11 protein-coding genes are annotated in these 16,638 nt (G+C 47.2%); 2 read left to right on the forward strand and 9 right to left on the reverse strand.

Translation table 11 applies throughout. From position 1 onward, the window contains the following. Nucleotides 1-156: 156 nt before the first annotated feature. Entirely contained in the window at nucleotides 157-1,908 is a 1,752-nt protein-coding gene (locus tag AB1K83_RS02250) for a B12-binding domain-containing radical SAM protein (RefSeq protein ID WP_413056520.1), read from the forward strand. Between the two features lie 27 nt (nucleotides 1,909-1,935). Here AB1K83_RS02250 and AB1K83_RS02255 read toward each other — a convergent pair whose 3' ends face one another. The 7 genes from AB1K83_RS02255 to AB1K83_RS02285 form a co-directional block, all read right to left on the reverse strand. Further along, nucleotides 1,936-3,285, reverse strand: a complete 1,350-nt coding sequence (locus AB1K83_RS02255; RefSeq protein WP_413056521.1) for a TrkH family potassium uptake protein — start codon at nucleotides 3,283-3,285, stop codon at nucleotides 1,936-1,938. A gap of 147 nt (nucleotides 3,286-3,432) precedes the next feature. Beyond that, entirely contained in the window at nucleotides 3,433-4,188 is a 756-nt protein-coding gene (locus AB1K83_RS02260; protein ID WP_413056522.1) for a TerC family protein, read from the reverse strand. A 243-nt stretch (nucleotides 4,189-4,431) separates the two neighbouring features. After that, entirely contained in the window at nucleotides 4,432-5,520 is a 1,089-nt protein-coding gene (locus AB1K83_RS02265; RefSeq protein WP_413056523.1) for an SDR family oxidoreductase, read from the reverse strand. Between the two features lie 541 nt (nucleotides 5,521-6,061). Next, the gene (locus AB1K83_RS02270) at nucleotides 6,062-9,154 is read right to left on the reverse strand and encodes an efflux RND transporter permease subunit (RefSeq protein ID WP_413056524.1); all 3,093 of its coding nucleotides are present in this window, start codon (nucleotides 9,152-9,154) and stop codon (nucleotides 6,062-6,064) included. Nucleotides 9,155-9,356: 202 nt separating this feature from the next. Further along, the gene (locus AB1K83_RS02275; protein WP_413056525.1) at nucleotides 9,357-10,931 is read right to left on the reverse strand and encodes a peptide chain release factor 3; all 1,575 of its coding nucleotides are present in this window, start codon (nucleotides 10,929-10,931) and stop codon (nucleotides 9,357-9,359) included. A gap of 431 nt (nucleotides 10,932-11,362) precedes the next feature. Next, nucleotides 11,363-12,847: a UDP-N-acetylmuramoyl-L-alanyl-D-glutamate--2,6-diaminopimelate ligase gene (locus AB1K83_RS02280; protein WP_413056526.1), complete on the reverse strand. Its 1,485-nt coding sequence runs from the start codon at nucleotides 12,845-12,847 to the stop codon at nucleotides 11,363-11,365. Nucleotides 12,848-13,058: 211 nt separating this feature from the next. Continuing rightward, nucleotides 13,059-14,447: an aldehyde dehydrogenase gene (locus tag AB1K83_RS02285; protein ID WP_413056527.1), complete on the reverse strand. Its 1,389-nt coding sequence runs from the start codon at nucleotides 14,445-14,447 to the stop codon at nucleotides 13,059-13,061. A gap of 335 nt (nucleotides 14,448-14,782) precedes the next feature. Here AB1K83_RS02285 and AB1K83_RS02290 point away from each other — a divergent pair, with 335 nt between their 5' ends. Beyond that, complete coding sequence (locus AB1K83_RS02290) at nucleotides 14,783-14,926, forward strand: hypothetical protein (protein WP_413056528.1); 144 nt, start codon at nucleotides 14,783-14,785, stop codon at nucleotides 14,924-14,926. A 114-nt stretch (nucleotides 14,927-15,040) separates the two neighbouring features. Here AB1K83_RS02290 and AB1K83_RS02295 read toward each other — a convergent pair whose 3' ends face one another. Continuing rightward, on the reverse strand, nucleotides 15,041-15,541 hold the full coding sequence (locus tag AB1K83_RS02295) for a hypothetical protein (RefSeq protein WP_413056529.1): 501 nt from the start codon (nucleotides 15,539-15,541) through the stop codon (nucleotides 15,041-15,043). A gap of 266 nt (nucleotides 15,542-15,807) precedes the next feature. Next, the gene (locus AB1K83_RS02300; RefSeq protein ID WP_413056530.1) at nucleotides 15,808-16,638 is read right to left on the reverse strand and encodes an urease accessory protein UreD; all 831 of its coding nucleotides are present in this window, start codon (nucleotides 16,636-16,638) and stop codon (nucleotides 15,808-15,810) included.

The following is a 16,638-nucleotide window of genomic DNA, read 5'->3' on the forward strand; positions in this document are numbered from 1 at the left end:
GAAAAATGCCGTTGAATTATGCGGAAAAGTTAAATTTGTCCAATCTTCGCTAGTTCAAATTATTCCATATATTCAGTCTGATTGATATAGCTTATTAGTCCTATATTTCATTTGTTACATCAATCAGCTTACTATTAATATAAAGAGGAGTTTACAATGAATATTGTTTTAACAACATTAAATGCAAAATATATCCACACGAACCTAGCCATCCGCTATTTGAAATCCTATGCTGCGCCGGAATTCGACCCAACTATTGTGGAATATACCATCAAAGACCCGACGATGAGCATCGTGTCGGATTTATATTTAAAACAACCGGATATTGTCGGATTCAGTTTATATATATGGAATATTGAAGAATCCATCCGCGTGATCCAAATGCTGAAAAAAGTGAAGCCCGATGTGTTGATTATCGCGGGCGGACCCGAAGTTACCTATGACTATGATTACTGGTTGGAACGCGTCCCGGAAATCGATGCCATTGTCATCGGTGAAGGGGAACGGACGTTCAAACAGCTATTGGTAGCCTATGCGGAACAGCGCGACTGGTCCTCTGTCCAAGGATTGGCCTACCGGGACGGCGGGCAATTGAAATTCACGGCTCCCGGTCCGAAGCTTGATTTACGAGAGCTGCCTTCTCCGTTCCGGTTCGAGGAGGATATTGCCGATTTGTCGAAAAGGGTGACTTACATTGAAACGAGCCGGGGATGTCCTTTTTCGTGCCAATTCTGCCTCTCCTCGATTGAAGTCGGTGTTCGCTATTTCAATCGGGAAGCCATAAAAGAAGATATCCGTTATTTAATGGCGAACGGCGCGAAAAACATCAAGTTTGTCGACCGGACATTTAATATTAGCAGGAGCTACGCCATGGAAATGTTCCAATTTTTAATAGACGAGCATCAGCCGGGAACGGTATTCCAGTTTGAAATTACCGGCGATATCATGCGTCCCGAAGTGATCGATTTTCTAAACAACAATGCGCCGACCGGGTTATTCCGATTTGAAATCGGCGTCCAATCGACAAATGATCTGACAAACGAACTTGTCAAACGCCGCCAAAATTTCGAAAAGCTATCGCGTACGGTGACTATGGTCAAGCAAGGCGGAAAAATCGCCCAGCATCTCGACTTAATCGCCGGGCTTCCTGAAGAGGATTATGACTCATTCAGGCAAACTTTCAACGATGTCTTTGCCATGCGCCCTGAAGAGCTACAACTGGGATTCTTAAAATTGTTGCGCGGGACAGGCCTTCGGATCCAAGCGGAAGAATATGGATATAAGTATATTGACGTAGCACCCTATGAAATCGTTTCAAATAATGTGTTGTCTTTTGATGATATTTTGCGCATCAAACATACGGAAGATGTCTTGGAGAAATATTGGAATGACAACCGGACTCCGAGGACAATTGAATATCTCGTAACGTCTGTATTTGAAACTCCTTTCGACTTCTTTCAGCAATTCGGCACCTTTTGGGACAACCGCGGTTGGTCCCGTATTGGCCACCAACTTGCGGATCTTTTCACACGACTGAACGAATTTCTATTACATGAAACCGAAGCCGACATAGATATCGCGCGCAGTCTGATGAAACTCGATTACTTGGCACACCATACGTTTCAACCACGGAAAATCTGGTGGGAGAATGATATGCTCGCTGAGGACTTGGTACGAATCGAGTCCAATATTTTAGAAAATAAAACTCCTTTGAACCTGGAGAATATCCCGTTCCAACTACATGCAAGGAATGTTCGGAAATCTACATTTATCACTCCAATCCATGTAGATCCGGCAAAAGCAGAGGTAGGCCAATTCGAAAAAGTGGAAGGTCATCTCATCACTTTATTCAAGCACAACGAAACGCCGGAATTCTTTTACTTGGAAAAAGAAAAGCTGTCCCATTAAGTTCTGGGACAGCTTTTTTCTAGTGGATCACCCAATGATGACGCGCTCTTTTGGATAGTGATAATGCATGACTTTCGTCTTCCCGCCCAATGTATAGAGGAAGGAAATGAGCCCGACTCGTCCGATGAACATGAGGATCATGATAATCCCCTTCCCGATTGGAGACAGGTCCGATGTGATGCCAAGCGACATGCCGCATGTTCCAAAGGCGGAAGTAATCTCAAAAAGCAATGTAACTGCCGGAATGCCTGGTTCCGTAATCAAGAGGATCAGAAGAGCTGCCATCACCATTGCGCCTGCCAGAAGAATGACGGCGTAGGAACGGAATACATCAATCAGCTTAATTTGACGATTAAATATATTGATGACTTGATTGCCACGTGCAAAATTGATAATAAATAATACTGCGATAGCAAAGGTGGTCGTTCGAATTCCACCGCCTACCGAACTCGGTGACGCCCCTATGAACATCAAGGAACTGATGAAAATATCAGTCGCCTCACTAAACTGCGTTATATCGTATGTCGTTAAACCCGCCGAGCGAGATGAAACCGAGTGAAACAGCGAAGCGAATAATTTTTCATGCCAGGCCATCCCTTTGAAAGAATGGACAGATTCTAAGATGAAAATCATCAGCGTTCCCCAAAGCAATAAAATTCCAAACGTTGTTGTGGTGATTTTCGTAAATAGAGAAAATCGAAAATTGGGAACTCTCGCGGAAAAATAACTTTTCACTTCGATTAACACAGGAAACCCGATGGCTCCTAGAATAATCAAAATCATCGTCACTGTCTGTATGAAATAGTCATTGAAGTATGGCAATAACGAGGCATCCGTTATATCGAATCCTGCATTTGTCGTTGCGGAAACGGCCATGAACATCCCATTCAACAAAGCATCACCGAGAGTTTCGTAAAATGGACGGATGTAAATCGTCAACAGCAAGCCACCAATCAGTTCAATCAAAAAGATGATTTTTACGATTTCACGAATTAGATGGACGACCCCCGCCAAGCTATACTGGTTGTGATCGACCATGATCAATTGTCGCTCCCGCAATCCAATCCTTTTTTTGACAAGCAACCAAAAGAACGTACCGATCGACATGATGCCGATCCCTCCGAGTTGCAGCACAAGCATCAACATACAAATTCCGAAAACGGAATACGTGCCTGCGATGCTAATCGGCGTCAAACCTGTCACGCTGACCGCGCTGACTGCAGTAAAAAGACTATCCAGAAAACTGACTTCCACGCCAGGTAGATACACGCCCGGTAAATTCAGCAAGAGAAATGAAAAGGCGATGGCGAGAAAGTAATAAAATACGATGATTTGTGCGGGTGTGAATCTTCTAAGGTTTTCCCGTGACAATTTCATGACTATCCATTCCTTTCAATAAGAACGGTTTCCGTCTACTCATTTTAGTGAATAAAACGGAAAAAGAAAAGAAATCCTTTTCTTTTATTAAAAAAAATAAATAACCGGCCATGCGCATGTGACGATTTGGCCGGTTTACGAACTGTTTTATGCTTGTTTACGATGTTTCCGAACACCTACTAAATAACCGTTCAACGCAATACCGACTAAGACGATCCAGAAGGTTGTTTTCCAAAGTGTAGAGTGCGGAAAGTCCGCATCGATAATGCCCAATCCAGGATGTGCGAGAGTCAAGACAGCCAATTTTACACCGACCCATCCAACGATAAGGAATGCGGCCGTTTCCAATGCCGGATATTTATCCAAGATGACGATAAATTGACGTGCGGCGAACCGGATGAGAATCAATCCGACAATTCCACCGATCAACATAACGATGAACTGACCGCCGTTAATACCCCCGATATGGAAATCACCTAGTTCAGGCAAAGTCACAGCAAGAGCAACAGCCGCCAACATCGAATCGAGGGCAAATGCAATATCCGCCAGCTCCACCTTTAAAACAGTCATCCAGAATCCCGATTGGCGACGCGGCTTTTTCGTCGGATCCTCAGAATCCCCTTTCCGCTGATCAATGATGTTTTTAATGGAAATGAAAAGCAAATAGGCAGCCCCAAGTGCTTGAATTTGCCAAATGTTTACCAAGAATGTAATCATAAAGAGTGCGGCGAACCGGAAAACAAAGGCTCCCAACAATCCGTAAAATAAAGCTTTCCGTTGTTGAGGGCGCGGTAAATGTTTGACCATGACCGCCATTACAACTGCATTGTCTGCTGCCAACAAACCTTCAAGTGCAATAAGTACGAGTAAAACCCATGCGTACTCGAGTAGAATCGCTTCCACATTAAATTCCTCCAATTTTTACATATTAAAAAGACCCTCACCTAATAAAAGGCAAAGGTCTCGCTAAGTCAGAATAAAATGTATATATCCAGCTATCATAACCGATGGCAGATGCCATGTATTGACGACTATGAAATAGGGGGTTTCCCTATAGCTACTCCCCTTTGACAGATTGTCAAAGTTATTAAGTTGTCGGGTGCTTTTGAATTATTATACCACGCCGACCCGAAAAGTAAACGCAGATCACCCTATTTTAATATGGAAACCTTGATTGTGCTTATGTTTATTATAGAAGCTGACCATGGCAGGAATCGATTGGATGAAATCAACACACTGGATGCCACTTCCTTCTAATAACCGTTCTGCATTCGTCGTATCGAAGACAGCATTCCAAGTCAAATAGTCCAGTGTTTCGACTTCTACACCGAGCCTGCGTTGAAGGCGGATGGATGTTAGACTTTTTTCTGCAAGCGGGCGAGGAAACCTACCTCTCGGTCGTTTCCCCGTCAACTCGATCACCATTGCACGATACACCTCTTCAATCGGGTGGGGGGATGGATCGGTCAAATGGACGGTTGTCCTGGCCGCTCCCCTAAGACGCGATAGATAGATGGAAGCATCGATAATATAATCGATCGGCACAACATTGATGCGCGCCTCCGTCCTCCCGACATAGGGAATGACCGGTAGCCAGCGCAACCGATCGATCATGTTCATGAAAAAATAAGGACCATCGAATTTGATCGTCTCGCCTGTTCGGGAGTGGCCCCGGACAATTCCCGGCCGGATAATTGTGACAGGGACCAACGGCTTCAATGCTTCAACGAGAACTTCCGCCTCAAACTTCGTCTCTTCATAATGATTTTTGAATGCATCCGGACGAATCAACTCCGTTTCCAACAGTACACCTTCCCGTTTCCCTGCTACATACGCCGTACTGAAATACATGTAGCGGACAATGGACGGATGTCCCAAAACGAATTCATTCACCAGCCTTGTCCCTTCCACATTGACACGCCAGGCGCTTTCCACATCCACAGCCAAGTCGTAAATGGCCGCCAAATGCCAGACGACAAGCGGTTGCTTTTTTAATGCAGCTTTAGCCATAGCATCCAACCCTAGATCCGGTTGCGTAATATCCCCGATAAATAGGTCAAACGGGATTTCGACCTCCAACTCTTCCATGATAGCGTCAATCTGCTTTTCTGCCCGCTCCACCTGCTCCGGTTGGACTACTGCATAAACCGCCTCGACCTCCTGTTGGCGAATCAGCCCTTTGATCAATTGTGTCGCAATAAATCCGGGAAACCCCGTAAAAAAATGAGTCCGCATGCCATCGCCCCTTTTTCCAAAGTATAACATTTCACACATGCCCACGGAAGAATATTCAGTCAATTAGGCATTCAGGTCTTATTATATGAAGGTAAAAGGAATCTCATGAAAAAGGAAAAAGCCGAGCGAATAGTCTGCTCGGCTTTTGGCTTGGGCTCACTCTCGGAACGAGCCTTTCCTGCACTGGATTCAAAATACTCCGCTCAATTACTGGCGGAAGTGTACATAATTCTGGAGAAACGATCATAAGTCTTCGCAAGCGATCATAACTCCGGAGAACCGATTATTAGTCTCCACGGGCGATCATTACTTCGGAGAAACGATGATAAAGTCTCCGCAAGCGATCATAACTTCAAAGAACCGCTCATGAGTCTCCTCAAGCGATCATAATTTCCGAGGAACCGCTCATTAGTCTCCGCAAGCGATCATAACTCCGAAGAACCGTCCATAAGCCTCCACAGGCGATCATAACTTCGAGGAACCGCTCGTAACTCTCCTCAGGCGATTATAACTTCAATGAACTGCCCATACCGACAGAGCCTCACGCTGTTCCTGTCGATTCATCCGCCTCAAGCGGTTCGGCTCGTTTTCTCGTTTGCCTGTCAAACAAACTGTAGATAATCGGCACAATGTAAAGGGTTAAGAATGTGGAGCTGACGAGGCCTCCGATGACGGCGATCCCCATCGGTTGGTTCATTTCCGTCCCTTCCCCGAGACCGAGCGCCAGTGGCAACAGGCCAAGAATGGTCGTCATCGCCGTCATGAGAATTGGGCGTACCCGGTCGCGGACAGAGGCGATGATTGCGTCGAATGAAGTGAGCCCCGCTTCTTTCCGCTGATTGATATAGTCGACGAGCACGATCCCGTTGTTCACGACAATCCCGACGAGGACCAAAATCCCGATAACCGCCGTCACACTGATCGGCGTATTAGTTGCAAATAGACCGATCGACACGCCGATAATCATGAGTGGTACAGAGAACATGATGACAAATGGATACTTGAATGATTCAAACTGGGCCGCCATGACGATGTAGACGAGCACTACTGCCAGGGCAATCGCCATCAGCATGTCATTGATGGCACTCTCGAACAGCTCCCGGTCCCCGCCGAAGGTCATCTCAATCTCATCCGGCAACTGGAGTGCATCCATTTTATCCTGTACTTGCTTAGTCATTCCGCCCAGAGTCTGCGTCGATTCATATTTCACATTGAACGTCACAGAATGGGCTTGGTCAACCCGGCGGATGTTCACAGGCCCTTCTTCAATTTTGATGTTCGCCACTTCACGTAATTCAATGAACGTGCCATTCGGCGTCCGGAGTTTCAAGTTCTTCAATTTATTAATGCTGTTGCGGAAGCTCTCGTCATACAGCACATTGACGGAATACACTTCTTCCCGCTTGCCGATGATCTGCGTTGCAAGAGCACCTCTGGTCACATTATTGACCGTTTGTGCAATTTGGTAAGGCGCCAAACCATATTCGGCTGCCCGCTCCCGATTCACTTCAATCCGTATTTCCTCCACCGTATCTTGCAGGTCGTTCGACACTTCCAAGACGGACTTCATATCGGCAAGTTCCGTATTCAATTTCAGAACCGCTTCATCCAATCGAGCTTTATCGGTGTCATTCAACGAGAAGGTCAATGTATTCGGTGTGGAGCCGGATGCGGTCTGAAGATTGAAACTGACCGTCGCTTCATCTCCGACCTTCTTTAATACTGTCGGCTGTACTGCGTCGACAAATTCAAATACAGAACGCTTCCGGTCAGCCAGCGGTACGAGCTTGACATACAATTCCGCAACATTCGCTTCCGAACTGCCTTGTGCCAAACTTTGTTGTGTCCCGCCGACCAGGCTGACATACACTTCCACATCGTCCTGCTGTCTCAATTCAGATTCGATCCGTTCCACGATATCATTAGTGGCAGAAGCGGAAGAGCCATTCGGCAGCTTCACCGAAATGCTCACGAACCCCTCGTCAGTTGGAGGCAGGAATTCGGTTCCCACTTTCATTAAGCCTAGCGCACCGGCTCCCAGGAGCACCGTGGTAGCAACTAACACGAGTGTCCGATGTTTCAGGGACCATCTGACCGATCGCTCGAAGTTATTCAAGGATTTTGAGCGACGGCGGCGGGCCTCGATATTCTTTCTCGGTTTCTTTAGCATCCGGCTTGCCATCATCGGGACAACAGTCAATGCCACAACGAGCGAAGCGAACAAGCTGAACGATATCGTCAGGGCAAACTCCGTGAAGATTTGACCGATCAGACCGCTAATGAAAATAACCGGTACGAAAACGGCCAGTGTGGTCAAGGTGGAGGCCGTAATTGCACCGCCAATCTCTTTCGAACCTTCCCGTGCCGCCTGTTTCGGCCCTTTCCCCATCGCCAAATGTCTTTCGATATTTTCGATCACGACGATCGCATTGTCGACAAGCATCCCGATTCCGAGCGCGAGTGCACCAAGCGTCATAATATTAAGGGAGAAGTCTGCAAAGAACATCAAGACGAACGTGACGATCACTGAATATGGGATTGCGATACCGATGATGATCGGGCTCTTGATTCCCCGAAGGAAGAAAAATAAGACCAGCATCGCAAATAGACCGCCCAGCAACAGCGATTGACCAATATTCCCAATGGCCAATTTAACGTAATCCCCTTGGTCGAATAAAATATCCGCCTCAATATCCTTGAATTCGTCAGTCGAGAGAAGATGATCCAACTCCTGTTTGAAGGCCGTGGATACATCTGCTGTATTCGTCCCCGACTCTTGCAATACGGACATAAGAACCGCCGGATCTTCATTGGCGCGTGTTTCCGTTGCAGAATTGGCTTCGACCAGTGCCACGTCAGACGCGACATCCGCGACAGTGACCGATTCGCCCGTCAACGGATTCATGCCGACTGTCACATTCCGAATATCGGTGATCGTAGTCAATGTACTGATGATCCGGGTCGTCAGTTGCTTACCATCCGTCGTTTCGATCGGCTCTCCCGGCATCGATACATGGCTTGCTTGAATGGCTTGTACGATATCCGATTGGATCAACCCGTTGTTCTCCAGTTTTTCCGGGTCCAGGACAATTTGCACTTCCTCGACTAGCTTACCGGAAACGGTGACGCTGGCCACCCCTTCTGTCCGGCGCAGCTCGGTCTCCAACTGCTCTGCCAACTTGCGGATATCCGCTTCATCGCTCGTAGCCCTCAACGAAAGTTGAATAACCGGGAACTGAGCCGGATCAAACTTCATAAACCGTGGTTTTTGTGATCCATCCGGCACGGGCACTTGGTCGATCCGCTGCATGACCTCCAATTGGATATCGTCGATCGCCGTCGACCAATCAAACATAAGTAAAATGAAGTTCGCCCCTTCTTGGGACGAAGATTGCATCGATTTCAGACCAGGCGTTGTAGACAAACTTGCCTCAAGCGGCTTCGTCAATTTCTCATTCACTTCGATCGGTGAAGCTCCCGGATAACTGGTCACAACCACCGCAACCGGCGGGTTCAATTCAGGTATCAACGTTACCGGAATCCGGAAAAATGATACAGCCCCCAGAATGATTACGAGAAACATAGTTACGATCGTAAATACAGGTCGTTTAATCGAAAAATCACTAATTCTCATCTATCACACTACCCTCTCATCGAAAAAAACGTTACCTTCATCATATGCAAAGTTATACTTGACTTCAAATAGGAGCATCCCATTTCGAGGAATTAACGGATTTGGTACATTATGTAGAATGGAGCAGCGAGGCATTTCGGAAGTCTCTTACCAACAAAAGAAAACCCGATAAGAAGGCTAGACCCTCTTACCGGGATTTTCATTACAACAGACTATATAGTTGGATATCCGGATATTTATCATGGAACCAGCGCATCGCAAAGTCATTTTCAAACAGGAAGACATAATTGTCATAACGGTCTTTCACGAGCATCGCCCGCTGACCTGCCATCGACTCTTTAACATCTCTTTCATTTTCAATCCACCGGGCTACCTTCGAACCGATATGCTCCATCCGGACTTCCACATTATATTCGTTTTTCATCCGGTGTTCGAACACTTCGAATTGCAGCTGGCCGACCGCACCGAGCAGGACTTCTTCGGTATGGAGCGTCCGGTAATATTGGATTGCCCCTTCTTGCACGAGCTGTAAGATCCCTTTATGGAAATGCTTCGATTTCATGACGTTCTTCGCCGTCACTTTGACGAATAATTCGGGGGTGAATTGCGGCAGGGCGTCGAACTGGAAAGAGGACTTTCCGCCGATCACCGTATCGCCGATCTGATAGTTCCCTGTATCATGCAGGCCGATGATATCACCCGCGACCGCTTCGTTGACCGTTTCCCGATCATCCGCCAAAAACTGTGTCGTTTGCGTCAATTTGAACGTCTTTGATATTCGCGGAACCGTCACCGTCATACCGCGCTCGAACGCACCGGACACAATCCGTACAAAAGCGATCCGGTCCCGGTGCATTGGGTTCATATTCGCCTGGATTTTGAAAATGAAGCCGGAAAACTCCTCTGAATACGGGTCGACTTCCTGTTCCTCTTTCGTCAGGCGAGGTTGTGGCTCTGGGGCAAACTGGAGGAATGTTTCGAGAAAGGTCTGAACCCCGAAATTCGTCAGCGCACTGCCGAAGAAGACAGGAGTCAATTCCCCTTTAGCCACCCGTTCCTCATCGAATTGATTTCCGGCTTCATTCAACAGAAGGACGTCCTCCAAAGCTTGCTGATAATAGGAAGTTGCTTCCATTGGATGAGGCTCTGCCAAACCGCCTTCTTCATTTAAAGCGAGAAAATGTTGATCGCCATCAACACGTGCCTGCTCGATCCGATTATTGAACCGGTCGTAGATGCCGAGGAATTCCTTCCCCATCCCGATCGGCCAATTCATCGCATAGGATTCGATGCCTAGCACTTCTTCCAACTCTTCCATCAAATCGAGCGGCTCTCTTCCCTGGCGGTCCATTTTATTTATGAACGTGAAAATCGGGATGCCCCGCATACGGCATACTTTGAACAGTTTGATCGTCTGCGGCTCGATCCCTTTCCCCGAGTCGACCATCATGACAGCGGCATCCACCGCCATCAATGTCCGATACGTGTCCTCACTGAAGTCCTCATGTCCAGGAGTGTCGAGGATATTCACCCGTTTCCCGTCATAATCGAACTGCATGACCGAGGATGTGACTGAAATTCCCCGTTGCTTCTCAATTTCCATCCAATCTGAAGTTGCAAACTTGCCGGTCTTCTTCCCTTTTACCGTCCCTGCATCACGGATCGCTCCGCCAAAATAGAGCAATTTCTCCGTGATCGTCGTTTTTCCCGCATCCGGGTGAGAAATAATCGCAAATGTCCGACGGGACGCTATTTCTTCATGTATCGGTTTATCCATAATCGGTAATCTCCTTCTGTTCTGCTTTTCTTAGCATAGACAGATTGGAAGCTGATTTCAACAATTATTTATTGACGGAATGAAGGACAGGCATGGTTGGGATAAGGAGCCCGGGTGAAACCGTCATGTTCCAGCAAAACTCTCATGGCAAATTCCAAAACTGTTAGGGCAAATTGCCGAACTCTCATGGCCCCGCTCGAAACTGTCATGGCGCAGACTAACTCTCATGGCAATTCCCATAACTGTCAGGGCAATCCACCGAACTCTCATGGCCCAGCGCAAAACTGTCATGGCGCGGACTAACTCTCATGGCAATTCCCATAACTGTCAGGGCAATTCGCCGAACTCTCATGGCCACACTCGAAACTGTCACGTCCTCGCCCAATGGACCAACGGAAAAAGACCGTCCCTCAACAGGACAGCCTCCTCCGTCATTTCTTCATTTGTCCCGCTCCGAACTTCTGCTCTGCGGCTTCCAGTGCTATTTGGGCATCGGAATGTGGGTATTTCACGTTGCCGATGATTTGAAAATCTTCATGGCCTTTGCCTGCGAAAATGATGATGTCATCTTCATCCGCTACGGACACCGCATGGCGGACAGCTTCTTCCCGGTCACCGATACACGCATATTGATCATGGGTCATGCCCGCTTCCAGTTCGGACAGGATGGATTCATACGGCTCGTCCCTTGGATCATCGGTCGTCAGGACGACATAGTCGGCGACAGATGCTTTTTCCGCCATGACAGGTCTTTTTTTCCTGTCGCGATTCCCACCTGTCCCAATCACGAATATCAACTTCTTCTTTTTGTATGGCAACACGGCATGGATCGCCTTCTCGATTGCGTCCGGTGAATGAGCGTAATCGATATAGATCGTCAACGGCAAAGAAGTCTCGACCTTTTCCATCCGGCCCTTCACGGAAGGAATTTTCTCCAAGTGACCGATGATTTCTTCCGTCGCCATTCCTTTTGCGAATAAAGCCGCAGTAGCCGCCAGCGCATTATAGACACTAAATTCACCGATCAAATTCATCCCAACTTCGAATTCGCCATCCGGAGCGGCCAACCGGAACGACGTTCGATCTGGAGCCAGCACAATGTCCGAAGCACGGAACATCGCATCATTGCGGACCCCGTATGTCAAAGCAGGAAACGGCGTCATCTTGCCCATCCGGCCGCTCCACTCATCATCCGCATTCAAAACCGCAAACTTTCGCTTCTCCAAGTCTTGTCCAAGCTGGGCAAATAAAAGCCCTTTTGCATACCCGTAATCTTCCATCGTTCCGTGGAAATCAAGATGGTCATGCGTCAAATTCGTGAAAATGGCAATATCGAACTCCGTGCCCGCCAATCGACCCTCCACCAATCCGTGCGAGGACACTTCCATCGCCATCGTCGTACACCTTTCCTGGACGGCACGGGCAATCATCCCTTGCGTTGTCAGGACATCATTCGTCGTATTCTCGGTTTCATACAGAATTCCATCCAAATTAAAGCCGATCGTCCCGGAAACGGCCGTCCGCTCTCCGCTCTCTTGCAAAATTGCGTGGATAATATTGCTGACGCTTGTCTTTCCGTTCGTCCCAGTTACGCCGATCATGGTCAATTTTCTAGATGGATACCCATAAAAGCGGGAAGCCAGCAAGCCGACTGCCCGGGATGTATCATCCACCCGCACGACCGCCACTTTTTCTGGATCGATATCGACCTGCTTGGAAGCGACGATGACCCGGGCTCCGTTGTCCACGGCTTTTCCGACATAATCATGGCCATCGACCGTGAATCCCTCGATGCAGATAAACACGCCTCCTGCGTTGACCGCCCGCGAATCGACTGCCATATCCGTCACAGTCGCCGGCAGCTCGCCGATCACTTCCTTGATCGGTAATATTGCAAATAATTTTTCTGTATCCATATTTATCTTCCTTTCATCTCATTATGGCGCTCTATTGCAGCTTAGCCATCCCCAGCCGCGCCTACAACGGTTACTATATTCTCAACCGCCTTTTGCGGTATATCAGAATTTCTCTCCATTAGGTCGCTATGGTCAGCGCCCTTTCATCCATTCATTATACTTTTTTTCTGGCCCGATTACACTTCTCTACCTACAAATCAAAAAACCGCTCTTATCGAAGGAGCGGTTTGATCCATTTTAATTTATTTTTATAGGGCGGAAAGGCGATGCGCATCGGAATGGCGGTGCTTCTTTGGAACATCGACTTGGCATGGGTGAACGTCTCGAAGCTCGTTTTTCCATGATAGGCATTCATCCCGGATGGACCGACTCCGCCAAACGGAAGATGGACATTGCCGGCGTGGGAAATCGTGTCATTGATGCACCCGCCGCCAAATGGCACGTTTTCGATAAAGTAGTCCGCAGCCTTCTTGTTTTCCGTAAACATATAAGCCGCCAATGGTTTTGGCAATAGGCGGATCTGATGAATGGCTTCGGCCAAATTATCATATAGTAGAATTGGTAGGATTGGACCAAAAATCTCTCCCTCCATCGCAGGACCATTCCATGCGACGTTACAAAGCAGCGTCGGTTCGATAAATAGATCTTCCCGGCTGCTGTTTCCACCGAAGAAAAGATGCTGCCGTTCCTGCTGAATGATTTTCGTTAAACGATCAAATTGTTTTTCATTGACGATCCGTCCATAATCGGGACTGGCAGCGACATCCTTACCGTAGAATCTATGGATTGTCCGCACCATTTCCGAAACAAACAGCTCTTGAACGGATTGATGAACCAGAACATAGTCCGGCGCGATGCAAGTTTGTCCATTATTAATAAATTTCCCCCAGACAATCCGTTCCGCCGCCTTTGCCAAGTCCGCGGTCTGATCGACTACGGCCGGGCTTTTGCCCCCCAACTCCAGTGTAATTGGCGTCAGCCGTTCTGCTGCTGCCTTCATGACAATTTTCCCGACCTCTGCACTTCCTGTGAAAAAGATATAATCAAACGACGCATGGATGAGCGTCGCTGTCTCTTCCCGCTCCCCTTCGATGACACAGATGTACTCTGCCGGAAACGTTTCCGAAATGATCTTTTTTACAATCGCGACAGTGTGAACCGCAGTTTCCGACGGTTTGACAACCGCACAGTTCCCGCCTGCTATTGCACCGATCAACGGTTCCATAACCAGTTGAAATGGATAATTGTAAGGACCTATAATTAATACCGACCCGTACGGCTCCCGGACGATAAAGCTGGAGGCCGGTTGAAGATGAACGGGTGTCTTGACGACTTCCGGTTTCACCCACTTATCCAAGTGTTCGACCATATAAGAAATGCTTGCTAATACAAGTCCATTTTCTGTGGCATACGATTCAAATCGGCTTTTTCGCAAATCTTGATGCAGCGCCTCAAAAATTTCACGTTCATACGATTCGATTGCTTGTTTTAACTTCTGTAGCATATCTTTACGAAAGGCAACACTTTTCGTGATTCCAGTGAAATAAAAGGCGCGTTGTGAGGCAATGACGCTTTCTGCCTGTTCGGATGTAAATTTCATTAAAATTCCCTCCCCCTTTGATATTCTTTCCATTATAATGTCTCATTATGTTTTTCCGCAAAATCATGCTCCAAATTAAACCCAATCGTAAGCGCTTACAGCTCTTCTAAAAGTCAATCTTTCAAAAGAACTGTCTTTTTTCATTAAAGTTCCGACCAAATGCGCAGTTTCGAAATGAAACCAACTCCATATACTATGTTTGACACTCGATTCCTATTCCAATTTTACATACGAATTTCAAATAGGCCTTCCGATTCTTTTTCAGTGATTGACGTTTTGCTTTTCCGGAGTCTGGGGTAAAGATAGGACAACAGCAATTAGAGGAGGAAATGGTTATGACATCTACAGAAACTTGGTGGGAAACAATCTTTGAAGGAAACCTTGCATTAGGGATCAATAAAGAGCGACTTACCGAACTGGACGAAGAAAGTTTCCTCTACTTCGACGAGGAACACCAAGCGCTAGAACCAACCCAATAATTAGCGAGAAAATAATAACAACATATCATGCTAAAAGCATAAAACCACTTTTCCTATCTCCTTGGAAAAGACCGAAAAGCCCGGGATCACCGTTAAATGATCCCGGGCTTTTCATCATAATTGATTTTCTCCTTCGGTGCGAAGGGCATCGCCCATATCTTCAGTAGTATCGAGCTCTTCCTGGATCTGAGATTCAAGCGCTTGGACCTGCTCCTCTTCCAGTTTCTGTTGGGGTTGTGGATGAAACCATTGGATTTTCCCTTTATGAATTAACCCCTTAAATTCTTCCCCATCGACCTGCATCGTGAATTGGTAACATTCATGCGGCCGATCTTCGAACGCCGCCTTCACTTCGATGTACTTCTCTTCCTCAAGAATTCCCGCTTTCTTCATCAGCTTATGAATGGCGGTTTCGATTAATTTGGCAATATCCTCGCCGATAAGCTGTTTTGGATGCGGATGTAACCATTGGATTTCCTCTTTATGAAAATGCCCCTTGAATTCGTCCCCCTCGATTTTGAAGGTAAAGGCATAACGCTCATGCGGCCGGTCTTCGAATACCCGTTCCACTTCGAAATTATCAAGTACCGGTTCGGGTGCTTGGTTCTCATACATCGTATGATTCCTCCTTCTCTTAATTTTTGGTTTCCCTCACCTTAAAGCAATCAAACTTTTTTTTCAAATGAAAAGAGGCCTGTTTAGCTAAGAAAAAAATTTAAAAAAACTTCATAAAAAAGGGTATTTTTTAATTATACTGAAAATAATAAGGCGATCCCTAAGCAGAGTTCAAACATAGCATGGCTTCTTAAAATGGTTTCCACACCTTCAGTTTTGATAAAATGAAAAAAATCCGGGGCCATTTCGGCTTCCGGATTCATAAATCAATATTTCCTTAGAGAGGCGGGAGTAAGACCCAGCCATTCTTCGCTGATCTTCCGGTGACAGGCAGCCAGCATTTTTTCGATCTGTCCGGTGGAGCCGGCAAGAATCCGGATGCTGAAGCCTGGAACCGCAAGGCGTGAAATCCCAAATCTTACTTCTTTATCCCCTCGGACGCTCTCTAATAGGTCATGAAGCGCATCGATAAGCCCGTCAGTCGTCTGTTCTCCGACGGCAATCATCGAACCGAGATGTGTAAAACCTTCCATAAATCCAAGACTGCCGATGCCCTGATCGGCAGGAATGAGTTTAATATGATCGAAGACCGCCGGCTCACCGTCCAGATAGATTTCATTGAGGAGCTGTACGGATTTATACGTGAATCTGCCCCCGTCAGGAGACCAACCTGGCGTTAGGATATCGGTGTAGAGAAAAGTCGATCCCCGCTCCATATGGACGACGTTCTTTTGTCGGTAGCGCGCATTCTGGTAGGCAATAAGCGGATCAGGCAGGAATTCCAAGTAGCTGCCTTCCCGTAGATTGATCGTGGTCTCTTGGTACGCATGGTCGGACGGCGTCTTGTAGACTTTCGTAGCAGACTGGGTCGTCAGCGTTACACGGGCGCCGCTATCCGCCGTGATGTCCATCCGATAGCGGTCTCCGTCCAGATAGCCACCTCCCGGGTTCAGGAGGTAGTAGCAGACCATGCCCGAATCATCGTGATAAATGGGACGCATCACTTTGAATGCACCCTGGAAGTAAACGTTCCGGGCAACAGTCCTGCCGCCCCGATCTTCGAGGGAGAGGGAAAGCTCCCCAGTCCATTCCGTCAT

This window comes from Sporosarcina sp. 179-K 3D1 HS (genome assembly GCF_047228905.1).
Lineage (GTDB): Bacteria > Bacillota > Bacilli > Bacillales_A > Planococcaceae > Sporosarcina.

Coding starts and splice junctions, on each gene's coding strand:
- AB1K83_RS02275 (WP_413056525.1), bottom strand. CDS start 10,931: ATGGATAAACCGATACATGAAGAAATAGCGTCCCGTCGGACATTTGCG.
- AB1K83_RS02265 (WP_413056523.1), bottom strand. CDS start 5,520: ATGCGGACTCATTTTTTTACGGGGTTTCCCGGATTTATTGCGACACAA.
- AB1K83_RS02285 (WP_413056527.1), bottom strand. CDS start 14,447: ATGAAATTTACATCCGAACAGGCAGAAAGCGTCATTGCCTCACAACGC.
- AB1K83_RS02295 (WP_413056529.1), bottom strand. CDS start 15,541: ATGTATGAGAACCAAGCACCCGAACCGGTACTTGATAATTTCGAAGTG.
- AB1K83_RS02250 (WP_413056520.1), top strand. CDS start 157: ATGAATATTGTTTTAACAACATTAAATGCAAAATATATCCACACGAAC.
- AB1K83_RS02290 (WP_413056528.1), top strand. CDS start 14,783: ATGACATCTACAGAAACTTGGTGGGAAACAATCTTTGAAGGAAACCTT.
- AB1K83_RS02300 (WP_413056530.1), bottom strand. CDS start 16,638: ATGACGGAATGGACTGGGGAGCTTTCCCTCTCCCTCGAAGATCGGGGC.
- AB1K83_RS02255 (WP_413056521.1), bottom strand. CDS start 3,285: ATGAAATTGTCACGGGAAAACCTTAGAAGATTCACACCCGCACAAATC.
- AB1K83_RS02280 (WP_413056526.1), bottom strand. CDS start 12,847: ATGGATACAGAAAAATTATTTGCAATATTACCGATCAAGGAAGTGATC.
- AB1K83_RS02270 (WP_413056524.1), bottom strand. CDS start 9,154: ATGAGAATTAGTGATTTTTCGATTAAACGACCTGTATTTACGATCGTA.